This window comes from Nocardioides albidus (assembly GCF_006335005.1).
Lineage (GTDB): Bacteria > Actinomycetota > Actinomycetes > Propionibacteriales > Nocardioidaceae > Nocardioides > Nocardioides albidus.
On record NZ_VDMP01000025.1, the window covers coordinates 319422 to 340188 of the forward strand.

Annotated in this window: 20 protein-coding genes; 13 read left to right on the top strand and 7 right to left on the bottom strand. The window is 72.1% G+C overall.

What is annotated here, in order from left to right; translation table 11 throughout:
• Position 1 precedes the first annotated feature (1 nt).
• From FHP29_RS14695 to FHP29_RS14705, 3 genes are read left to right on the top strand one after another with little or no spacing between them, the layout of a single operon-like run.
• Positions 2-775, top strand: coding sequence for an enoyl-CoA hydratase/isomerase family protein (locus FHP29_RS14695; RefSeq protein ID WP_139623602.1), 774 nt, complete (start codon positions 2-4; stop codon positions 773-775).
• Complete coding sequence (locus FHP29_RS14700) at positions 772-1869, top strand: Zn-dependent alcohol dehydrogenase (protein WP_139623603.1); 1098 nt, start codon at positions 772-774, stop codon at positions 1867-1869. The genes FHP29_RS14695 and FHP29_RS14700 overlap by 4 nt, the downstream gene beginning before the upstream one ends.
• A gap of 24 nt (positions 1870-1893) precedes the next feature.
• On the top strand, positions 1894-3351 hold the full coding sequence (locus tag FHP29_RS14705) for an aldehyde dehydrogenase family protein (RefSeq protein ID WP_139623604.1): 1458 nt from the start codon (positions 1894-1896) through the stop codon (positions 3349-3351).
• Between the two features lie 18 nt (positions 3352-3369).
• On the opposite strand, the gene FHP29_RS14710 is transcribed toward FHP29_RS14705, so the two are convergent.
• Positions 3370-4005, bottom strand: a complete 636-nt coding sequence (locus FHP29_RS14710) for a TetR/AcrR family transcriptional regulator (RefSeq protein WP_139623605.1) — start codon at positions 4003-4005, stop codon at positions 3370-3372.
• Between the two features lie 202 nt (positions 4006-4207).
• Between FHP29_RS14710 and FHP29_RS14715 the strand changes: the two genes are divergently transcribed.
• From FHP29_RS14715 to FHP29_RS14725, 3 genes are read left to right on the top strand one after another with little or no spacing between them, the layout of a single operon-like run.
• On the top strand, positions 4208-5674 hold the full coding sequence (locus tag FHP29_RS14715; protein ID WP_139623606.1) for an MFS transporter: 1467 nt from the start codon (positions 4208-4210) through the stop codon (positions 5672-5674).
• A 29-nt stretch (positions 5675-5703) separates the two neighbouring features.
• Entirely contained in the window at positions 5704-6396 is a 693-nt protein-coding gene (locus FHP29_RS14720) for a transporter (RefSeq protein ID WP_139623607.1), read from the top strand.
• Positions 6393-7727: an NAD(P)/FAD-dependent oxidoreductase gene (locus tag FHP29_RS14725; RefSeq protein WP_139623608.1), complete on the top strand. Its 1335-nt coding sequence runs from the start codon at positions 6393-6395 to the stop codon at positions 7725-7727. The genes FHP29_RS14720 and FHP29_RS14725 overlap by 4 nt, the downstream gene beginning before the upstream one ends.
• A 2-nt stretch (positions 7728-7729) precedes the next feature.
• Here FHP29_RS14725 and FHP29_RS14730 read toward each other — a convergent pair whose 3' ends face one another.
• Positions 7730-8506: an IclR family transcriptional regulator gene (locus FHP29_RS14730; protein ID WP_139623609.1), complete on the bottom strand. Its 777-nt coding sequence runs from the start codon at positions 8504-8506 to the stop codon at positions 7730-7732.
• A 148-nt stretch (positions 8507-8654) separates the two neighbouring features.
• On the opposite strand from FHP29_RS14730, the gene aceB reads away from it, so the two are divergent.
• The 7 genes from aceB (at position 8655) to FHP29_RS14765 (ending at position 15561) form a co-directional block, all read left to right on the top strand.
• Positions 8655-10253 carry a malate synthase A gene (gene aceB, locus FHP29_RS14735; RefSeq protein ID WP_240044539.1) on the top strand — a complete coding sequence of 533 codons (1599 nt, stop codon included), beginning with the start codon at positions 8655-8657 and terminating at the stop codon, positions 10251-10253.
• Positions 10250-11503 (top strand): DUF6986 family protein, encoded by a 1254-nt coding sequence (locus FHP29_RS14740; RefSeq protein WP_139623611.1) that lies wholly within the window; start codon positions 10250-10252, stop codon positions 11501-11503. The genes aceB and FHP29_RS14740 overlap by 4 nt, the downstream gene beginning before the upstream one ends.
• A 35-nt stretch (positions 11504-11538) precedes the next feature.
• The gene (locus tag FHP29_RS14745; RefSeq protein WP_139623612.1) at positions 11539-12003 is read left to right on the top strand and encodes a helix-turn-helix domain-containing protein; all 465 of its coding nucleotides are present in this window, start codon (positions 11539-11541) and stop codon (positions 12001-12003) included.
• A 337-nt stretch (positions 12004-12340) separates the two neighbouring features.
• Entirely contained in the window at positions 12341-12859 is a 519-nt protein-coding gene (gene uraD / locus FHP29_RS14750; RefSeq protein ID WP_139623613.1) for a 2-oxo-4-hydroxy-4-carboxy-5-ureidoimidazoline decarboxylase, read from the top strand.
• Positions 12856-13236, top strand: coding sequence for a hydroxyisourate hydrolase (uraH, locus tag FHP29_RS14755; RefSeq protein WP_139623614.1), 381 nt, complete (start codon positions 12856-12858; stop codon positions 13234-13236). The genes uraD and uraH overlap by 4 nt, the downstream gene beginning before the upstream one ends.
• Position 13237: 1 nt before the next feature.
• Positions 13238-14143, top strand: a complete 906-nt coding sequence (gene pucL / locus FHP29_RS14760) for a factor-independent urate hydroxylase (protein WP_139623615.1) — start codon at positions 13238-13240, stop codon at positions 14141-14143.
• An 8-nt stretch (positions 14144-14151) separates the two neighbouring features.
• On the top strand, positions 14152-15561 hold the full coding sequence (locus FHP29_RS14765) for a nucleobase:cation symporter-2 family protein (protein ID WP_139623616.1): 1410 nt from the start codon (positions 14152-14154) through the stop codon (positions 15559-15561).
• A gap of 162 nt (positions 15562-15723) precedes the next feature.
• On the opposite strand, the gene FHP29_RS14770 is transcribed toward FHP29_RS14765, so the two are convergent.
• Genes FHP29_RS14770 through FHP29_RS14790 form a run of 5 tightly spaced genes read right to left on the bottom strand, consistent with a single transcriptional unit; the run spans position 15724 to position 20762 of the window.
• Positions 15724-16458, bottom strand: a complete 735-nt coding sequence (locus FHP29_RS14770; RefSeq protein ID WP_139623617.1) for an SDR family oxidoreductase — start codon at positions 16456-16458, stop codon at positions 15724-15726.
• 14 nt (positions 16459-16472) lie between these two features.
• Positions 16473-17348 (bottom strand): bifunctional allantoicase/(S)-ureidoglycine aminohydrolase, encoded by an 876-nt coding sequence (locus FHP29_RS14775; RefSeq protein ID WP_139623618.1) that lies wholly within the window; start codon positions 17346-17348, stop codon positions 16473-16475.
• Positions 17349-17350: 2 nt separating this feature from the next.
• Positions 17351-18706, bottom strand: a complete 1356-nt coding sequence (allB, locus tag FHP29_RS14780) for an allantoinase AllB (protein ID WP_139623619.1) — start codon at positions 18704-18706, stop codon at positions 17351-17353.
• A gap of 32 nt (positions 18707-18738) precedes the next feature.
• Entirely contained in the window at positions 18739-19617 is an 879-nt protein-coding gene (locus FHP29_RS14785; RefSeq protein ID WP_139623620.1) for a fumarylacetoacetate hydrolase family protein, read from the bottom strand.
• Complete coding sequence (locus FHP29_RS14790; RefSeq protein WP_205014139.1) at positions 19614-20762, bottom strand: glycerate kinase; 1149 nt, start codon at positions 20760-20762, stop codon at positions 19614-19616. The genes FHP29_RS14785 and FHP29_RS14790 overlap by 4 nt, the downstream gene beginning before the upstream one ends.
• Between the last annotated feature and the right edge of the window lie 5 nt (positions 20763-20767).

Sequence of the window (20767 nt, forward strand, 5' to 3'; positions counted from 1 at the left end):
CATGACCGTCCCGTCCGTCACCGAGGAGCGGATCGCCGTCGACGTCGTCCGCGACGTCGCTGTGCTCACCCTCGACCGGCCCGAGAAGCTCAACGCCCTCACCGTCGCCATGCGGCTGCGGCTCGCGGCCCTGGTGCGCGAGCTCGGCACGGGCGACGCCGTCCGCGGCATCGTCCTCACCGGGCGTGGCCGCGCCTTCTCCGCCGGCGAGGACCTGCAGCAGGCGCCGACCACCGACGAAGAGGTCGACCTGGCGTTCGAGAGCTTCCACGACGTCACCCGGGCGATCCTCGAGACCCGGGTCCCGGTGGTCGCGGCCGTCAACGGCCTCGCCGTGGGCGGCGCCTCCGAGATCACGCTGTGCTGCGACGCCCGCATCGGCACGCCGGCGGCCGAGTACTTCCAGCCGGAGAACGCCCGCGGCCTGACGATCTCCAATGCGACGAGCCTGCTGCTGCGGCGACTGGTCGGCAACCACGCCATGCGCATGGTGTTCGCTTCGCCGCGGGTCCCGGCCGAGGAGGCGCTGCGGATCGGCCTGCTGGACGAGGTCGTGCCGGCGGACGGGCTGTTGGAGCGCGCCGTCGAGACCGTGCACGCGTGGACGCCCTCCGGCAACACGACCGCGCTCCACCTCGCCCTGCTCCGCCCGCTCGCGGCGGAGGTCGAAGCGGCCTTCGTGCGGGAGGACGTCGCCGCACGCGAGGCGTGGACGAGCGGCCTGCTCACCGCCGGCGTCGCCGGCTTCTGGAACACGAAGGAGACCACCTCATGATCACGACCCGAGCCGCCGTCCTCAACGAGATCGGCACACCCCTGGAGCTGACCGACATCAGGGTCGACGACCCCGAGCCGCACGAGGTGCGGGTCTCGGTGACGCACGTAGGCCTGTGCCACAGCGACCTCCACTACAGGACCGGCACCGTCCCGACGGCGCTTCCGGTCGTCGTCGGGCACGAGGTCGCCGGGGTGGTCGAGGCCGTCGGCTCCGCCGTCACGTCGCTGAGCCCGGGCGACCGGGTCACGGGGGCGCTGACGCCGTCGTGCGGCCGGTGCGTCAACTGCGAGGCCGGGCACTCGACCCAGTGCACCCGGCTGGACGAGGTGCGCCTGCGTCAGCGGCCCGCCTTCGAGACCGTCGACGGGCGGCCGATCGAGCGCCTCGCCGCCATCGGCGCGTTCTCCCAGCACATCCTGCTGCGGGAGAACGCGCTGGTGCGGCTGCCCGACGACATCCCGCTCCACGTCGGCTGCCTGCTGTCCTGCTGCATCGTCACCGGCGTGGGCGCGGTGTTCCGCGGTGCACAGGTGCGGCCCGGCAGCACCGTCGCGGTCATCGGCTGCGGCGGCGTCGGCTCGGCAATCATCCAGGGCGCACGGCTGGCCGGCGCCTCGGCCGTCGTCGCGATCGACCTCGACGACGACCGGCTCAAGGCCGCCCGAGCCTATGGCGCCACCCATGTCATCAACGGCGGCGACGGTGACCCGGTCGCCGAGCTGCGACGCCAGCTCGGGGAGGGCGTCGACTACGCCTTCGAAGCCGTCGGGTCCGCCCGCACCGCCGAGACCGCGCTCGCTCTGCTGCGCCCCACCGGCACCGCCTGCCTGGTCGGGATCGCCCCGATGGGCACCGAGCTGACCGTCCCCGCACTGGACTTCTTCTTCGAGGAGAAGCGGCTGATCGGGTCCTACATGGGCTCCGGCCAGGCTCGGGAGGACATCGCCCAGTTCGCCCGGCTCTACCAGCAGGGGCGGTTGATGCTCGACGAGATGGTCACCCGCGTCATCCCCTTCGCCGAGGTCAACGAGGGCTTCGAGCTGATGTCGTCAGGCGACGTCACCCGCATCGTCGTCGACCTCCAGGCCTGACCCACCGACTCCCGAGGAGCCACGATGAGCACCGAGATCACCCTGCCCCAGCCGGTCAACTACATCGCCGACGACTGGAGCGAATGCACGACCGTCGACAGCTGGAACCTCGACCCCAACACGGGGGAGCCGGTCCACCAGAGCGTCACGACCACGACCGACGACGTCGAGCGGGCCCTGCGCCACGCGGAGGCGGCGTACGACGTGGGCCGCTGGGACGCGGAGGCGCGAGCGGAGCGGGCGGAGGTGCTTGACCGGGTCGCGGACCTCCTCGAGACCCGGCTCGAGGACATCGCCCGCGCGGACGCGCTGACGAGCGGCACGGCGATCAGCGCGACCCGCAAGGTGACGGCCTTCCTGCCCTACCGGATCCGATCGTCGGCTCAGGACCTGCGCGACATCCCGCGGGTCACGGCGCTGGAGGCCGGTGGGCGCGACGTCCGCCTCTACAAGGTGCCGTGGGGCCCGGCGGCCATCCTCACGCCCTGGAACGGGCCGAGCTTCATCCCCGCGGCGAAGGTCGTCAGCGCTGTCGCGGCCGGCTGCCCGGTCATCCTCAAGCCCTCCGAGCACGCGCCCTCCAGCGCTCAGATCGTCGTCGAGTGCTTCGTCGGCGCGGGTCTCCCGGCGGGCGCGCTCCAGCTCGTCCACGGCGCGGGCGAGGTGGGCGAGCAGCTGACCGGTGACCGGCGGATCAGGATCGTGTCCTTCACCGGTGGGCCGGGTGCCGGCCGCGCGATCGCCCGCGCCGCCGTCGACGACTTCAAGGTGCTGCAGCTCGAGCTGGGGGGCAACAACCCCGTCGTCGTCCTCGACGACGCCGACCTTGACGTGACGGCGGACGGGATCCTGGAGGGCATGACCAAGCTCAACGGCCAGTGGTGCGAGGGGCCCGGCAAGGTCCTCGCCCCGCGCCACCTCGTCGCCCCCCTCGTAGAGGCCCTGACCGAGCGGATCTCGAAGCTCGTCGTCGGCCACTCCCTCGACGAGGAGGCGCAGGTCGGACCGATCTCCAACGGTCCGCACTTCCAGACCCTGCAGAGCCGGATCACGGGTCTGCGTGCTCTGGGGGCGGAGATCCACCAGCCGGCGACGCTGCCCGACCTCGGCGGGTTCTTCCTCTCGCCGACCGTCGCCGTGGGCGCCGATCCCGCGCAGGCGACCGCCGAGCTGTTCGGGCCGGTCGTCGCGCTGCACGCGGTGGACTCGGCCGAGGAGGCGCTGCGCATCGCCAACGCGAACCCCTCGGGTCTGGACGCCTACGTGTTCGGCACCGACACCGACCGGGCGGTCGAGGTCGGCTCGCGGATCGTCGCGGGGGAGGTGCGGGTCAACGGCGCCAAGATCGCCGACCTCGGCGACGACTCCGCCCAGAGCTTCTGGGGACCGTCCGGCATCGGCGGCCACGGGCCGGCCGAGTCGGTGCGGGTCTTCTGCGGCGATCGGGTCGTCGGCGTGGACTCGCCCGACCTGCCGCTCTGACCGCGGGCGCGGCCGGGCTCAGGCCCTGGCCGCGCGCTTGCGCCGGGCCGGCTTCGCGGGGCCGGCCGCGAGCCGCGCGGTGAGCCAGCTGTCGAGCACGGCGCAGTTGACCTCCATCTGCTCGCGAGCGGCTGTGGTGTCGCCGTACGTCAGCCAGTTGACTCCGAACCCGTCGGCCAGGGTGGCCAGGACGTAGGCGATCTCGTCGATGACCTCGGGCGCGACCGGGTCGGCGGCGGCAGCCTCCTGGAGCGCCTTGCGCAGGCTGTCGAGCGCCTGGTCGTAGACGGCGATGCCGCGGTCGCCGTGCTGCCGCCGCGCCCAGCTGACCAGCTCGAAGGTCGTCGCCGTGAAGCTCCGTGAGTCGATGTAGCACTCCATGACGCCGCGCAGGATCGCCTGCGCGGCCCCCGGCAGCGTGGTGTGGGGGTCGCTGCCCTCGATCACCTCGCGGTACTTGCCGGAGACGTACTCGTAGACGTCGGCGAAGAGGTCCTCCTTCGAGTCGTAGCAGTAGTGCAGCATCGCCACGTTGGCCTGGGCCTGCTCCGCGATGCGCCGTGTGGTGGCGCCGTCGATGCCGTGGGAGGAGATGACCTCGACGGCGGCGTCGATGAAGTCACGGCGTCGCTGGGCGACGGGGATACGTGCCATGAGGTCCTCCTGCGGCCGCGCCCATGAAGTTGGGCATTTGTCTAAGTCACGAACAGCCTATCAGCGGACCCCTTCGCGGAGAGAGGGGCGAGGCGCGGCGGAAAATTGGCCAAACAACTTAGTCATTCATCTTGATCGGCTGACTAACTTGGACTTACCGTATGAGCCGGATCACACAGACCGCCCGAATCGGAGACCACTCATGACCCAGACCCACGACGCCGCCACGGGCGGCAGGACGACGGCAGGCCGCACGCCCGGCAGGAGGACGCTCGTCGGCATCGGCGCGCTGCTGGTCGTCCTGACCAACGCGGTGATCTTCATCCTCCCGCCGCTGCTGCCGGTCAGCCAGGCGCAGTACGGCCTCGCCACGGTCGCGGAGACGACCTGGCTCTACACGGTCCTCACCCTCGGCGGTGGCGCGGGCTTCATCCTCCTGCCGCGCCTGGCCGACCTCCACGGCGACCGGAACGCGAACGTCGCGGCCGCTGCCTTCCTCACGGTCGGCGCCCTCGTGCCGGCCGTGGGCGACTCCTACCCGACCCTGCTGGTCGGCTGCTCCCTCATGGGCTTCGGCGGGGCCGCCCAAGTGCTCCCGCTCGGGTTCCTGCGCCGGGGCCTGGGCGAGGGCGGCATCACCACCGCTGTCGCGATCCTGGTCATCGGCACGGGTGTCGGCATCGTCGCCGGCATGATCGGCGGTGGGCTGATCGTGCAGAACCTGTCGCTGCAGAGCTTCTTCGTGGTCCTCACCGCGATCGGAGCGGTGACCACGCTCGCGTCGTACCTGCTGATCCCGCACGCTCCGCCCGCCGTACGGACCGGCCGCATGGGTGTCGTCGGCACCGTGTGGATGATCGCGTGGGTCGCGGCGATCCTGCTGACGCTGACCCAGGGTCTCGTCTGGGGCAACGCCGCGTTGATCCCGCTGGCGCTCGGCGTCGTGGGTGGCATCGCCTGGATCCGGGTGGAGCGCAGGTCCTCCACGGCGGTCTTCGACGTCGCGCTGATGAAGGCGCCCCTCGTCACCGCCTCTTGCATCTGCATCGCGCTGTTCGCGGCCGTGAACTCGGCCTTCCTGCTCCTCGTCAGCACCTACGCCCAGATCATCCCCGAGGCGCTGCGCCCCGCCGACTCCTACGGCCTGGGCCTCAGCGCGCTCGAGACCGGCTGGCTCATGCTGCCCTTCGCGCTGACCTTCGTGGTGGGCGGAGCCATCGCCGACCGTCCGGTCAACAACGGCCGCGTGGTGCCCGTCTTCGTGAGTGGGGCGCTCATCAGCGCCGCCGGGCTGGCCTGGCTCGCCCTCGCGCACGACCAGCAGTGGCACTACCTCGTCGGCGCCGCGGTCATCGGCCTCGGCTGCAGCATCGGCTACGCGGCCGGCTTCACGCTGGTGCAGCTGGCCGTGCCGGAGGAGAAGGCGGGCATGGCGACCGGCGTCGCCGGCACCTTCCTGGCGGTCGGCTTCGCCTTCGGGACGGCGCTCGTCAGCGCCGACCTCAGCGCGTCCCTCGTGCCCGTGCCCGGCACTGCCCTGGAGGTCGCCGCCGAGGGCCTGTATGGCGTCGGCTACTGGCTCTCCGGCGTGCTCGCGATGGCCGTCGTGCTCACCGTCCTGGTCTCGAGCGCCCGTACCCGTCGTCGTACCGACCGCGTCGCGGCCTGACCGGCGTCCACCACCGAAGGAGATGTGACATGAAGGATCTGCTCTTCCTGATCGCCGACGTCTGGATGATCGTCGTCGGCTTCCGCTACGGCGCGCGGTTCATCCGCAACTACGGCAACTACCTGCTCGGCCTCGAGTGGATGATCGTCGCCACGTCCGGCTCGAACTTCCTGCTGTGGTCGCTGATCAGCGGGGACGAGGACCACCTCCTCTACGACGTCGCCTACTTCTTCGACGCCTTCTCGAGGTCCGTGGGCATCACTCTGATCGCCGTCCTCGGCCTGATGCGCGTGACCCACCGTTACAAGCCGAGCGTGACCGTCGACGTCGCCGCCTTCGGCCTCGCGATCGCAGCCGGGCTCTACCTGCAGCAGTTCCGCGGTCACGAGCTGCATGTCGGCCCCGCGTCGTTCTACCTCGCCGCCAACCTGCTCACGACCGTCTTCCTCGCCTACTTCGCGTGGCGTCTGTGGGCGATCGGCGCCCGCGGACACGCCATCGCCACCGGGCTGGCGAGCGTCGCCGCGACGGCGATCGCGGTGATGTACGACTTCCTCCCGTTCCCCGACGACGCGCACCGCACCGTCTTCTACGTGCTCGCCCTGACCACGTGGGGCGTCCAGATGTTCGTCTACTACCGCGCCTACGTCGCCCTGCACGACCACAACGTCGCCACCGGGCTCGAGAAGGCCGAGCCTGCTCGGAAGGCAGTGCGGGCATGAGGACCGACCGGGTCACCTACTCTGCGTTCAGCGGATGGGTGGACGCACCCACGGACCTGCGGCCCGCGCTCGACGGCGACGCCACGTGCCGAGTCGCCGTCATCGGCGGCGGCATCAACGGGATGTCCACCGCCCTGCGCTTGGCCGAGCGCGGCCAGGACGTCGTCCTCCTCGAGTCGGAGTTCTGCGGCCACGGCTCGAGCTCGCGCAACGCCGGCCAACTCGCCGGTGCGCCGGGTGGGGACCTCCAGCTCCTCAACCTGCTGGCACGCAAGAAGATGCCGGGGATGATGCGGCTCGCGGAGCACGCCGCGCGTCACGTGGAGGAGTTCATCGCGACGCACGACATCGACTGTGAGTACGAGGCCACCGGCAACGCGTTCGCCGCCGTCTCGCGCGGGCAGATGGGCCGGGTGCGCCGGGTGGCGAGAATCGTGACCCGGGCGGGCGGGCACGTGGAGGTCGGCACCGCTGCCGAGCTGGGCATCCCGCGCGGCTTCGTCGGCGGGATGCGGGAGGTGGTCGGCGGACGGATGAACCCGGGCCGGTTCAGCCTCGGCATGCGCCAGGTGCTGCTCGACTCGGCCGCCCGGGTCTTCGAGGGGACCAAGGTCAGCGACATCGTGCGAGAGGGCGGCCAGGTCGTCGTCACGACGCCCCGGGGCCGGGTGCGGGCGGACCATGTCGTGCTGGCGACGAACGCCTTCGCCGGCGAGTGGGACATCACGCCGAAGCACCTCTCGGTGCCGCTCTACGTCGTGGAGGTCGAGACCGAGCCGATCGCCCCCGAGCGGATCGCCGCACTCGGGTGGACCAGTGGCATGGGCCTGGTGACCCAGCACGCGATCATGGAGAACTACCGGCTCACCCCGCGCAACACCATCGTGTTCGGCGTCCGGCGCCTCGAGCGGGGTATGGGCCATCCGCTCCCCGAGAAGGTGCCGGACCGCGCTCTGGTCGAGGAGCTGGCCGGCGCGTTCGCGCTGCGGTTCCCGTCCCTGGCCGACGTGGCGATCGACCGCGCCTGGGGCGGCTGGATCGCGATCACGTCGTCGTGGCTGCCCGTCGCGGGCCGGATCGGCGACAACGTCCACTTCTCGATCGCCTGCAACGGGCACGGGCTCGCCCAGGCGCCGTACGTCGGCACGCTCATCGCCGACGCGATCGTCGACGGGCACCGGCACGAGGACCTGCAGACCCTGTGGCACGACGAGCCACGGTTCCCGCGCCCGGTGATGATGGGTCGCGTCGGGTTGCGGACAATCTGGGCGATCGACCGCTTCAACGACCGGGTCAACGGGAGCCGGCGCCGCGCGCGGAAGTTCGGCTGAGGTCAGCCGAGGTCGTCGGCCAGCTGCTTGCCCGCGTCGGTCAGCAGCGGCACGGCGCGGTCGATCAGCTCGTCGCTCATCCGCCCGGTCGGCCCGCTCACCGAGATCGCCAGCCGGGAGGCGAAGCCGGGGACGGTGACCGCGACACAACGCACGCCCTCCTCCTGCTCCCCCTCGTCGAGGGCGTAGCCGTGCTCGGCCGCCCAGTCGAGCTGGGCGAGGAAGGCGTCGGGCTCGGTGATGGTGGTGCTGGTGTGCCGGGGCATGCCGGTGCGCCGCAGCAGGTCGCGGACCTGCTGCGGCTCCATGTGGGCCATGATCGCCTTGCCCACCGCGGTGCAGTGCGGCGAGACCCGGCGGCCGACCTCGGTGAACATCCGCATCGACTGGCGCGACTGCGCCTGGGCGACGTACACGATCTGGTCGCCGTCGAGCATGGCGAGGTTGGCGGACTCGCCGAGCTCGTCCACGAGGCGCGCGAGATGGGGGCGCGCCCAGGTGCTGAGCATGTGCGAGGAGCTCTCGCCGAGCCGGATCAGCTTGGGGCCGAGGACGTACTGACGGCTGGGCTCCTGGCGCAGGTAGCCGAGGTCGACCAGGGTGCGGACCAGACGGTGGATCGTCGGCAGCGGCAGTCCGGACGCGGCGGCGAGCTGGGAGAGGCCCATCATGCCCCCGGCGTCGGCCATCGTCTCGAGGAGTCCGAAGGCCCGCTCGATCGACTGGACGCCGCCCGCGCGGCCCCGCACGGGACCCGACTCGGTCTGGTTCTCGCTCACCCTGCACTCCTCATCCCCGGAGCTGTCTTCCGGATGACGGAATCTTAGCGCCGAAGAGAGGAAATAGTGAGCGGTTGACGCTCCGCCGGAGGCCGGACTATTGTCCGCAATGCGAAAAGGTGCATCCGTAGAGAGGAAAGCCGTGGACATGCAGATCGCCGGTGACGAGGTCGAGCGAGGAGGCGAGATCCTCACCCCCGACGCCCTCGCCTTCGTGGCGGAGCTCCAGCGGCGCTTCGGCGCCCGGCGCGACGAGCTGCTCGCCGCCCGTCGTACCCGTCGCGAGGAGGTCTCCCGCACCGGTCGTCTCGACTTCCTGCCCGAGACCGCCGACGTCCGCGCCGGCGACTGGACGGTCGCCCCCGCCCCTGTGGACCTGCAGGACCGCCGCGTCGAGATCACCGGCCCGACGGACCGCAAGATGACGATCAACGCCCTCAACTCGGGGGCCCGCGTGTGGCTCGCCGACATGGAGGACGCGAGCACCCCGCACTGGGCCAACGTCGTCGGCGGCCAGGTCAACCTGTACGACGCGATCCGCCGCCGGATCTCGTTCACCTCGCCGCAGGGCAAGACCTACGAGCTCGCGCAGGACCAGCGCCTGGCGACGATCGTGATGCGCCCGCGCGGCTGGCACTTCGACGAGCAGCACCTCCTCCTCGACGGCCGGCCGACCGTCGGCGCCCTGGTCGACTTCGGCCTCTACCTCTTCCACAACGCCGCCGAGCTGATCGCCCGCGGCAGCGGCCCGTACTTCTACCTGCCGAAGATGGAGAGCCACCTCGAGGCCCGGCTGTGGAACGACGTCTTCACCTTCGCCCAGGAGCAGCTCGGCATCCCGCACGGCAGCGTCCGCGCGACCGTGCTCATCGAGACCATCCCGGCCGCCTTCGAGATGGACGAGATCCTCTACGAGCTGCGCGACCACGCCTCCGGCCTCAACGCCGGCCGCTGGGACTACCTGTTCAGCGTCATCAAGTACTTCCGCGACTCCGGGCCGTCGTTCGTCCTCCCCGACCGCTCCGCGGTCGGCATGACCTCGCCGTTCATGCGGGCCTACGCGCAGCTCCTGGTCAAGACCTGCCACCGACGCGGCGCCTTCGCCATCGGCGGCATGGCGGCCTTCATCCCCAGCCGCAAGGACGAGGAGGTCAACGCCCGCGCGTTCGCCAAGGTGCGCGAGGACAAAGAGCGCGAGGCCGGCGACGGCTTCGACGGGTCGTGGGTGGCCCACCCCGACCTCGTGCCCGTCTGCCGCGAGATCTTCGACGGCGTGCTCGGCGACCGCCCCCACCAGCTCGACCGTCAGCGCGACGACGTCGAGGTGAGCGCCGAGCAGCTCCTCGACGTCGCCTCCACCCCCGGCCAGATCACGGCCGAGGGCCTGCGCGACAACGTCGAGGTGGCGCTGCTCTATCTCGAGGCCTGGCTGCGCGGGCTCGGCGCCGTCGGCATCCACAATCTGATGGAGGACGCCGCGACCGCGGAGATCTCGCGCTCCCAGATCTGGCAGTGGGTGCACAACGAGTCGAAGCTCGACGACGGCACCGTGATCACCGAGGCCCTCGTGCGCCGCGTCCTCGACGAGGAGTACGCCGCGCTCGTCGACAACGTCGCGGGCGCCACCGAGGACACCGCCGGGCACCGGTTCGCCGACGCCCGCACGCTCTTCGAGCAGGTCGCGCTCGGCGAGGACTTCGTCGACTTCCTCACCCTGCCGGCCTATGACCTGGTGGCGGCGTCATGAGCCACCTCGACGAGCTGACCGGCCGTCTCGACGCCGCGCTCGCCGGCGCCGACGCGGCGCTGACCGCTCAGTTCCCGGGCGAGCGCGGCGTACGCCAGCCGGTGCACACCGTCTACGTCGTCGCCGACCGCTTCGGTCCCGACACGGTCAGCGAGTGGTCCCAGGACGCGCTCAGCGTGCTCGCCCTGCACGGACGCACGGGCATGGAGCTCGCGGAGGCCCTCGACCTCCGCCCGAGCCTGGCCGCGGAGGTCTACGACCGGGTGCGCGAGAAGCTCGAGCGCGAGCCGATCGAGGACCTGCGCATCGACTTCGAGGACGGGTACGGCGTGCGCCCCGACGCCGACGAGGACGCGGCCGTCACCGCGGCCGCGACCGCCCTGGCCGCGTCCGTCGCGGACGGCACGGCCACCCCGTTCCACGGCATCCGGATCAAGTCGTTCGAGGCCCCGACCCGGCACCGCGGACTGCGCACCCTCGACCTGTTCGTCGGCGAGCTCACCCGGCGCGGCGGGCTGACCGACCGGTTCGTGATCACCCTGCCCAAGGTCACCTCCGTCGACCAGGTCACCGCGATGGTGACCGCGCTGGAGACCCTCGAGGAGGTGCACGGGATCGCCGCGGGCTCGCTGCGCTTCGAGGTCCAGGTCGAGACGCCGCAGTCCATCCTCGGCCCCGACGGCACCGCGCTGGTCGCGCGGATGATCGCGGCCGGCGCCGGCCGGATCACCGGCCTGCACTACGGCACCTACGACTACTCCGCCTCCCTGGGCGTGGCCGCGGCGTACCAGGCCATGGACCATCCGGTGGCCGACCACGCCAAGGACGTGATGCAGGTCGCGGCCGCGGGCACCGGCGTGTTCGTCTCCGACGGCTCGACCAACGTGCTCCCGGTCGGCGACCGGCAGGCCGTGCATGCCGCCTGGCGCCTGCACACGCGGCTGGTCAGCCGCTCCCTGGCGCGCGGGATCTACCAGGGCTGGGACCTGCATCCCGCCCAGCTCCCGAGCCGGTACGTCGCGACGTACGCCTTCTTCCGCGAGGGACTCGACCAGGCCGCGGCCCGGCTGCGCGCCTACGTGCACGGCGGCGACTCCGGCTTCCTGGACGAGCCCGCGACCGCGACCGCTCTCGCGGCGTTCGTGCTCCGCGGCGTCGACTGCGGCGCCGTGACGGTCGACGAGCTCGACAAGCTGGCCGGCATCGACCAGCGCCGGCTGGCGGAGCTCGCCAAGCGCCCCGTCGCCTGAGCCTGGGCCACGGCGGGTCTTAGTACCCTGCCCGCATGCGCCTCGAAGCGGAGTTCACGACCGAGCCGTTCCGCGGCGAGGGTGAGCCGCCCGAGCACGCGACCGCCGCGCTCGACGCCGCCCGCGCCGCCGGCCTCGACTGCGACTTCGGGCCGCTCGGCACCTCGATGCGCGGCGAGCGGGACGCCGTCCTCGCCACCCTCGCGACCGTCGTCGCCGCCGGCCTGGACCACGGCGCGGACCGGGTGACCTTCCAGGTGCGCCTCGAGGGGCACGCACCCCCGCCGCCCGCCGCGACCGGCCTCGACGCCCTGCTCGCCCAGGTCGCCGCCGAGCTCGGCGGCGACCTCCGGGGACTGGCACGGCCCGAGAAGCAGCGCGCCGTCCGCCTGCTCGAGGAGCGCGGCGCCTTCGACTACCGCAAGAGCGCCGAGATCGTGGCCGAGGCGCTCGGCGTCACCCGGTTCACCGTCTACAACTACCTCAACCGCGACCGCTGAGCTGTCGCGTCTGGGCGGCGGCGGAGCGGGTCTGGGCGCGGGTTCGGGGCGGGTCCGGGGCGCGCTGTAACACGTTGTTCGCCGACCTACCAGCCGCAAGACCTCGGTGAAACGGGTCTGGGTGCGGCTGCTACAGCAGACATGCGGCTGCTACCTCGTCGAACAACGTGTTACAGCGCCGTCGCCGACTCGCTCCCACGCCGGCCCCCACGCCCGCCCCGCCACGCTGAACCCCACCAGATTTCCTTCAACAGACTGTTGACGGTGATCCGGGTCACATGTCACGCTCGTCGTCATACGGAATGACTATTCCGCGAAGCGAGAGAGAGCAGGGGACATGGACCTCGATCTGTTCAACGCCGCACCGCCCGACGACCTTCGCCCCGCGCTGAGCGCCTGCTGCGACGTGCCCCGCTGGGTGGACGCCATCCTCGATGCTCGCCCGTACGCCGACGGCGCGGCCGTGCTGCGGACCGCGGACGCGGCGGGCCGCGAGCTCACGCCGGCCGAGGTGGACCGGGCGCTGGCCGCTCATCCCCGCATCGGCGAGCGTGCCGAGGGCGAGAGCACCGAGGCGGCCTGGTCGCGCCGCGAGCAGGCCGGCGTCGGCACCGACCGGACCACGGCGCAGGCCCTCGCCGACGGCAACCGGGCCTACGAGGAGCGCTTCGGCCGGGTCTTCCTGATCTGCGCCTCGGGCCTCAGCGCCGAGCAGATCCTCGCCTCGCTGCGCGAGCGCCTCGACAACGACCCCGCGACGGAGAGCGCCGTCGTCGCCGACGAGCTGCGCAAGATCGCGCTGCTGCGCCTCGAGCGGGTCCTGAGCACCGAGAGCGCCGAGGAGGTCTCGGCATGAGCTCGCACCGCAGCGCCATCACCACGCACGTCCTCGACACCGCGCTCGGCCGGCCCGCGCGCGGCGTACCCGTCCGGCTGAGCCGCCTCGAGGCCGCTGCCGACGGTGCCGGCGGTGCCGGCGGTGCCGACCCCCAGACCACCGTCCTCGCCACGTCGATCACCGACGACGACGGCCGGGTCGCCGAGCTCGGGCCCGCACAGGTCCCGCCCGGCACCTACCAGCTCCTGTTCGACACGGCCGCCTACAGCGCCGCGAGCGGCCAGGACTGCTTCTTCCCGGAGGTGACCATCACCTTCGCGGTCACCGACGAGCGGCACCACCACGTGCCCCTCCTGCTGAGCCCGTTCGCCTACTCCACCTACCGAGGGAGCTGACATGTCCATCCGTCTTGGACCCAACCAGTACGGCAAGGCCGAGAACCGCGTCGTACGCATCGTGCGCGACACGGCGCGCCACCAGATCCGCGACCTGAACGTCTCCACCGCGCTGCGCGGCCGCTTCGACGACGCGCACATCAGCGGCGACCAGAAGGACGTCCTGCCGACAGACACCCAGAAGAACACCGTCTTCGCCTACGCCAAGAAGATCGGCGTCGCCTCGATCGAGGAGTTCGCGCTCGCCCTCGCCGACCGCTACCTCGAGGCCTGCCCGGCCGCCGAGGGCGCCCGCGTCGAGGTCGACGAGTACGCCTGGGACCGCATCCAGGTCGACGGCACCGGCCACGACCACTCCTTCGTCCGCTCCGGCGGCGGCGTGCGGACGACGATCGTCAACGTCGACGGCCGCGGCGCCGACCGGGTCGCCCACGTCGTGTCCGGCATCAAGGACCTCGTCGTGCTCAAGTCGACCGGATCGGAGTTCAAGGGCTTCCTCAAGGACGAGTACACGACGCTGCAGGAGACCACCGACCGGATCCTCTCCACCTCGCTGGTCGCCCGGTGGCGCTACGAGGGCACGGGCGTCGACTGGGACAAGTCCTACGAGTCGATCCGGGCGCTGCTGCTGCAGCGCTTCGCCGAGATCCACAGCCTGGCGCTCCAGCAGACGCTGCACGGGATGGGCACCTCCGTGCTCGAGCAGCACCCCGACGTGGCCGAGATCAAGTTCTCCGCGCCCAACAAGCACCACTTCCTCTCGGACCTCTCGCCCTTCGGTCTCGACAACCCGGGCGAGGTGTTCTTCGCAGCCGACCGCCCCTACGGCCTGATCGAGGCGTCCGTGGTCCGCGACGAGGCGGGTGACGCGGGCAACGCCTGGCACGCCATCCCGGGCTTCTGCTGAGGACCGGCATGCTCCGTCGCAGGAAGTCAGCCGCCCCGGTCTCGAACCGACCGGAGGACGAGCGGTATCCGGCCGGCCAGCTCCTCGCCTACGGCACGCAGCACATCCTGACGATGTACGGCGGCGTGATCGCGCCGCCCCTCATCGTCGGTGGCGCCGCGGGCCTCTCGCCGAGCGACCTGGCCCTGCTGGTCACCGCCGGGCTCTTCGTCTCGGGCGCCGCGACACTGCTCCAGACCCTCGGCATCGGACCCTTCGGGAGCCGGCTGCCGATCGTCCAGGGCATCTCGTTCGCCAGTGTCTCCACCATGGTCGCCATCGCCAGCGAGGACGGGCTGCGGCCGGTCTTCGGCGCGATCATCGTCGCCGGCCTCATCGGGCTGGTGCTCTCCTCCTTCTTCGCCCAGCTGGTCCGCCTGTTCCCGGCGGTCGTCACCGGCACGATCATCACCGTCATCGGCCTGTCCCTGATGCCGGTGGCCTTCCGGTGGGCGATGGGCAACAACGACGCCGCTCCCGACTTCGGCTCGATGGCCAACATCGGGTACGCCGGCCTGACGCTGCTGATCATCCTGGTGATCAGCCGGGTCTTCCAGGGTGCGATCTCGCGGCTGTCCATCCTGATCGGCCTCGTCGTCGGCACCGTGGTCGCCCTCGCCACCGGCAAGGCCGACTTCTCCTCGGTCGGCGAGGCCGACCTGGTCGCCGTACCCCCGGTGCTCCACTTCGGGAGCCCGACCTTCGAGCTCGGCGCCATCGTCTCGATGACGATCGTGATCTTGGTGATCATGACCGAGACCACGGCCGACATCCTCGCCATCGGCGAGATCGTGGAGACCGAGGTCGACGCCAAGCGGGTCGCCGACGGCCTCCGGGCCGACATGGCCGCCACGACCGCCGCGCCCCTGGTCGGCACCTTCCCGTGCAGCGCGTTCGCGCAGAACGTCGGCCTGGTCGCGCTCACCGGCGTGCGCAGCAGGTACGTCGTCGCGATGGGCGGCCTCGTCCTCCTGCTGCTCGGACTGCTGCCCGTGGTCGGCGCCGTCGTGGCCGCGATCCCCTATCCCGTGCTCGGCGGAGCCGGCATCGTGCTCTTCGGCTCCGTCGCGGCCAGCGGCATCCGCACCCTGTCGCGGGTCGACTACCAGGACAACCTCAACATGGTGATCGTCTCCGTCGCGATCGCCGTGGGGATCATCCCGATCGCCGCTCCGACCTTCTGGGACGCCTTCCCGGACTCGTTCGCCGTGGTCATGCACTCCGGCATCAGCGCGACCGCCCTGGTCGCGGTCGTCCTCAACGTGCTCTTCAACGAGATCACCCTCGGCAACCGGTCCGGCGCCTCGGTGTTCGCCGCCTCCCAGGACCGGCGCGACCCGCTCGGCGAGCGCCTCGACGACGACATCCGCAGGCGCTGAGCGCGGGCTCGACCCTCCTGCGCTCGGGCGTGGGTGTGGGACGTCATACGGATCGTGGGCTCAAGCCCTCGGTCCGTATGACGTCCGCGGCGTCGCCGGGCCCCCCGCCGCCGACACCAGCCGCCGACACCAGCCACCCCGCCGACACCCGCCGGCGTGCGGTCAACCCCGTCCGGCGTACGGCATCCCGGTCGCGAGGAGGGTCATGGTGGGGACGCTGACGCCGAGGGGCAGGCGGGCCATGGCCACGACGGCGTCGGCGACGTGACGCGGGTCGAAGGTGGGCTCGGGGCGGATCGAGCCGTCGGCCTGACGGGCGCCGACGGCGATGCCGGCGGTCATCTCGGTCGCGGCGTTGCCGATGTCGATCTGGCCGACGGCGATGTCGTGGGGGCGGCCGTCGAGGGCGAGTGCCTTCGTGAGCCCGGTGATCGCGTGCTTGGTGGCGGTGTACGCCGCGCTTCCGGGCCTCGGGGTGTGCGCGGAGATCGAGCCGTTGTTGATGATCCGGCCGCCGCGCGGGTCCTGTCGCTTCATCAGGCCGAAGGCGGCGCGGGCGCAGAGGAAGGCGCCGGTGAGGTTCACCGCCACGGTGGCGGACCAGTCGTCGACGGAGATCTCGTCGACGTCGCCGGAGGGGCCGAAGGTGCCGGCGTTGTTGACCAGGACGTCCACGCGGCCCCACCGCTGCACCACGGCCGCGAAGGCGGCGTCCACCTGGGCGGCGTCGGCGACGTCGGTGGGCAGAACGAGGGCGTCGGGCAGGCCGGACGCGGTCTCCGCCAGGGACGCGGCCGTCCGGCCGAGCAGGGCGACGGAGAATCCCGCGTCGGCGAGACCGCGCGCGATGACCCGGCCCAGGCCGGAGCCCGCGCCGGTGACGACCGCGACCCTCATCCTGGAAACCGGGATCAGAGGAACTGCCGGCTCAGCTTGGCGTGCCGGTTGACGTCCTTGTAGAGCAGGTAGCGGAAGCGTCCGGGACCGCCGGCGTAGCAGGCCTGCGGGCAGAAGGCGCGCAGCCACATGAAGTCGCCCTCCTGCACCTCGACCCAGTCCTTGTTGAGGAGGTAGACCGCCTTGCCCTCGAGGACGTAGAGGCCGTGCTCCATGACGTGGGTCTCCGGGAACGGGATCGCCCCGCCGGGCTCGAAGCTGACGATGTTGACGTGCATGTCGTGGCGCACGTCGAGCGGGTCGGTGAAGCGCTGGGTGCGCCAGCGGCCCTCGGTGCCGGGCATCTCGCCGCCCTCGACGTCGGCCTCGTTGGTCACGAACGGCTCGGGTACGTCGACGCCGTCGACCCGCTCGTAGGCTTTGCGGATCCAGTGGAAGCGCGCGGGCGCGTCGCTGGTGTTGTGCAGGGTCCACGTGCAGCCGGGCGGCAGGAACGCGTACCCGCCGGGGGCGAGGTCGTGCTTCTCGCCCTCGACCACGAGCGTGAGCGCGCCGTCGACGACGAAGAGGACGCCCTCGGCGCCCGGGTCGAGCTCGGGGCGGTCGGAGCCGCCGCCGGGGGAGACCTCGACGATGTACTGCGAGAAGGTCTCCGCGAAGCCGGACAGCGGGCGGGCGATCACCCACAGCCGGGTGCCCTCCCAGAAGGGCAGCTGGGAGGTGACGATGTCGCGCATGGTCCCGCGGGGGAGCACGGCGTAGGCCTCGGTGAAGACCGCCCGGTCGGTGGTCAGCTCGGTCTGGGCCGGGTGCCCGCCGGTGGGGAACCAGTACCTGTTGGGCTGGCCGGCCTGGCTGGACTGGCCGGACTGGCCGAGTCGATCGGGCATGGTCATGCTCCTTCACGGGTGAGCAGCCGGCCCTGCGGGGCGGCGTCGATGTCGATCATCTCGCCGCGCAGCCAGGTCGAGCGGACGACGCCCGCCAGCGGCCGGCCGTGGTACGGCGTGACGGCGTTCTTGTGGTGCAGCCGGGCCACGTCGACCACGAAGGCGTCGTCGGGGGCGAACACGGCGAAGTCGGCGTCGTACCCGACCTCGATGCGGCCCTTGCGCCGCAGGCCGGTCTGCGCGGCCGGGGCGTGGCACATCCAGCGCACGACGTCGTGGAGCGTGAAGCCGCGGCGCCGGGCCTCGGTCCACACCGCCGACAGGCCGAGCTGGAGGGAGGAGATGCCGCCCCACGCGACGCCGAAGTCGCCGGTGTCGAAGCACTTGAGGTCGGGGGTGGACGGCGAGTGGTCGGAGACGACGAGGTCGATGACGCCGTCGCGCAGGCCCTCCCAGAGCAGCTCGCGGTTGGCGGCCTCGCGGATCGGCGGGCAGCACTTGTACTGCGTGGCGCCGTCGGGGATCTCCTCGGAGGAGAAGGTCAGGTAGTGCGGGCAGGTCTCCGCCGTGACCCGGACGCCGTCGCGGCGGGCGGAGGCGAGCAGGGCGAGCACGTCGGAGCTGGAGACGTGCAGGATGTGGACCCGGCAGCCGGTTCGGCGGGCGAGCTCGACGACCTGGGCGACCGCGAGGTTCTCGGCGCCCCGCGGGCGGCTGTGCAGGAAGTCGTCGTACGCCGCGCCGTGCGGGGTCGGCGCGTGCTCGATGGCGTGGGCGTCCTCGGCGTGCACGATCAGCAGCCCGTCGAACGAGGCGATCTCGACCATCGCCTCCTCGAGCTGGGCGGGGTCGAGGTGGGGGAACTCGTCGACCCCGGAGTGCAGCAGGAAGCACTTGAAGCCGAACACGCCGGCGTCGTGGAGCGGGCGCAGGTCCGCGACGTTGCCCGGGATGGCGCCGCCCCAGAAGCCGACGTCGACGAACGCCTGGCTCTCGGCGGCCCCTTCCCCTCCCGCGACCCGTCGCTTGAGCTCGAGCGCGGGCACGTCGCAGGTCGGCGGGATGGAGTTGAGCGGCATGTCGACGATGGTGGTGACGCCGCCGGCGGCCGCGGCGCGGGTGGCCGAGCCGAAGCCCTCCCACTCCGTGCGTCCGGGGTCGTTGACGTGCACGTGCGAGTCCACGACACCGGGGAGCAGGACCTCGTCCTCGCCGAGCTCGACCACCCGTCGCGCGTCGAGGTCGGACGGGAGCGGCTCGACGGCGACGATCGACCCGTCGCGTACGCCGACCGCCCGCGCGACCTCGCCCGCGGGGGTCACCACCCGGGGTGCGCGGATCAGCAGGTCGAGCTCCATTACGGACCTCCTTGCTTCCACATCGCGGAAAGTCACTTCTGACCTGGGAAAGTTTCTCGGGTCCTCGCCGGAGGGTCAAGTACCGGGGTCCGCTGCCTGCCCAGCCCCCGGACCTCGGCCTCGACCACCTGACCGGCCCGCAGGAACGGGCGCGGCTCGGGACGGCCCGCCGCGACGCCGCCGGGCGTGCCGGTCAGGACCAGGTCGCCGGGCTCGAGGGTCATCAGGGTGCTGGCGTAGGCGAGGAGCTCGCCCACGCCGTACGCCATCAGGGACGTCGTGCCGGACTGGCGGAGATCGCCGTCGACCCGGAGCTCCAGGGTCAGGCCCTGCGGATCGCCCACCTCGTCGGGGGTCACCAGCCACGGCCCGATGGGGGTGAAGGTGTCGGCGCACTTGCCCTTCGCCCAGGTCGGTCCCTTGGCGACCTGCGAGCGCTCGGTGACGTCGTCGGCGACGAGGTAGCCCCCGACCGCCTCGAGCGCGGCCCGCGGGTCGGTGCAGTGCGCGAGCCTGCGGCCGATCACGACGCCGAGCTCGACCTCGTGGTCGGTCGTCGTGCTGCCCGGCGGCAGCAGGATCGGGTCCTCGGGACCGGAGACCGAGGAGGACGGCTTGAGGAAGACGACCGGCTCGTCGGGGATCGACGCGCCGGCCTCCTCGGCGTGGTCCTTGTAGTTCAGGCCGATGCCGACCACCTTGCCGGGGCGCGCGATCGGCGGCCCGATGCGCGGCCTGCCGGTCACGACGGGCAGGTCCCACAGGTCGGGCAGATGGGCGAGCCTCGTGGGGTCGCCGAGCAGCGACCCGTCGATGTCGGCCACCACGGACGAGAGGTCGCGCAGCACGCCTGCGGCGTCGAGCAGGGCGGGACGCTCGCGGCCCGGCGGGCCCACTCTCAGCAGTCTCATGCGGTCTCCTTGGTCAGGGCGAGGTGCTCGGCGGCGATCCGCTCGCCGAGTCGCTCGAGCAGGGCGGCGCCGCCGGTCAGGCAGCGGTGGAGGTCGGGTTCGAGGTCGAGGAGGGCGTACGCCGTGCCGATCCCGGCGCGCCGGAGGCGACCGTCGTCGAGGCGGTTGACGCCGCAGACCGCGACGACCGGGATCCCGGCTCGGGCGGCCGCGGCGGCGACTCCGGCCGGCGCCTTGCCGTGGAGGGTCTGCTCGTCGAGCGCGCCCTCGCCGGTCACCACGAGGTCGGCCCCGTCGAGGCGGCGCTCGAAGTCCACGAGCTCGAGGACCAGCTCGATCCCGGAGCGGAGCTCGGCGCCGAGCAGGGCGAGGGCGGCGAAGCCGACCCCGCCGGCTGCCCCGGCGCCCGGATTGTCGCGTACGTCGGCGCCGGTGCTCGCGGCGACCACGTCGGCCCAGTGGGAGAGTGCGCCGTCGAGCAGCCGGACCTGGACGTCGTCGGCGCCCTTCTGCGGCCCGTAGACCGCGGCGGCCCCGCGAGGCCCGGTGAGCGGGTTGTCGACATCGCAGGCGACGATCAGCTCCACCCCGGCCAGCCGGGACCGCAGGCCGGTGAGATCGAGCCGGGCGACGCGCGCCAGGCCGGCGCCTCCGTCGGCGATCTCCTCGCCGTCGGCGGCGAGCAGCCGCGCGCCGAGGCCGCGCAGCAGACCGGCTCCGCCATCGGTGCTGGCGCTGCCGCCGATGCCGAGCACGAGACGACGGCAGCCGGCGTCGACCGCCGCGGCGAGCGCCTCGCCCGCGCCCCTGCTGGAGGCGCGCATCGGGTCGGGGCCGCCGGGCAGCCGGACCAGTCCCGACGTGTCGGCGAGCTCGACCACGGCCACGTTCCCGCGCCGCGCGTACGACGTCCGGACCGGCGCGCCGGTCGGCCCGGTCACCGTGACGGGCGCGAGGACGAAGCCGGCCGCCTCGGCCGCGGCCAGGGTGCCGTCGCCGCCGTCGGCCACGGGAGCCGACTCGACGACGGCGTCGGGGCGGATGCGTCGTACGCCGGCGCCCACCGCCGCCGCGACCTCGGCGGCGGTGAGCGATCCCTTGAACTTGTCGGAGGCGACCAGGACGCGAGGGGTCGTGCGGGACACGGTGG

Bases quoted from the DNA above. Each gene is read 5' to 3' on its own strand.
- FHP29_RS14695 (WP_139623602.1), top strand. From the start codon at position 2: ATGACCGTCCCGTCCGTCACCGAGGAGCGGATCGCCGTCGACGTCGTC.
- FHP29_RS14700 (WP_139623603.1), top strand. From the start codon at position 772: ATGATCACGACCCGAGCCGCCGTCCTCAACGAGATCGGCACACCCCTG.
- FHP29_RS14705 (WP_139623604.1), top strand. From the start codon at position 1,894: ATGAGCACCGAGATCACCCTGCCCCAGCCGGTCAACTACATCGCCGAC.
- FHP29_RS14710 (WP_139623605.1), bottom strand. From the start codon at position 4,005: ATGGCACGTATCCCCGTCGCCCAGCGACGCCGTGACTTCATCGACGCC.
- FHP29_RS14715 (WP_139623606.1), top strand. From the start codon at position 4,208: ATGACCCAGACCCACGACGCCGCCACGGGCGGCAGGACGACGGCAGGC.
- FHP29_RS14720 (WP_139623607.1), top strand. From the start codon at position 5,704: ATGAAGGATCTGCTCTTCCTGATCGCCGACGTCTGGATGATCGTCGTC.
- FHP29_RS14725 (WP_139623608.1), top strand. From the start codon at position 6,393: ATGAGGACCGACCGGGTCACCTACTCTGCGTTCAGCGGATGGGTGGAC.
- aceB (WP_240044539.1), top strand. From the start codon at position 8,655: ATGCAGATCGCCGGTGACGAGGTCGAGCGAGGAGGCGAGATCCTCACC.
- FHP29_RS14740 (WP_139623611.1), top strand. From the start codon at position 10,250: ATGAGCCACCTCGACGAGCTGACCGGCCGTCTCGACGCCGCGCTCGCC.
- FHP29_RS14745 (WP_139623612.1), top strand. From the start codon at position 11,539: ATGCGCCTCGAAGCGGAGTTCACGACCGAGCCGTTCCGCGGCGAGGGT.
- uraD (WP_139623613.1), top strand. From the start codon at position 12,341: ATGGACCTCGATCTGTTCAACGCCGCACCGCCCGACGACCTTCGCCCC.
- uraH (WP_139623614.1), top strand. From the start codon at position 12,856: ATGAGCTCGCACCGCAGCGCCATCACCACGCACGTCCTCGACACCGCG.
- pucL (WP_139623615.1), top strand. From the start codon at position 13,238: ATGTCCATCCGTCTTGGACCCAACCAGTACGGCAAGGCCGAGAACCGC.
- FHP29_RS14765 (WP_139623616.1), top strand. From the start codon at position 14,152: ATGCTCCGTCGCAGGAAGTCAGCCGCCCCGGTCTCGAACCGACCGGAG.
- FHP29_RS14770 (WP_139623617.1), bottom strand. From the start codon at position 16,458: ATGAGGGTCGCGGTCGTCACCGGCGCGGGCTCCGGCCTGGGCCGGGTC.
- FHP29_RS14775 (WP_139623618.1), bottom strand. From the start codon at position 17,348: ATGCCCGATCGACTCGGCCAGTCCGGCCAGTCCAGCCAGGCCGGCCAG.
- allB (WP_139623619.1), bottom strand. From the start codon at position 18,706: ATGGAGCTCGACCTGCTGATCCGCGCACCCCGGGTGGTGACCCCCGCG.
- FHP29_RS14785 (WP_139623620.1), bottom strand. From the start codon at position 19,617: ATGAGACTGCTGAGAGTGGGCCCGCCGGGCCGCGAGCGTCCCGCCCTG.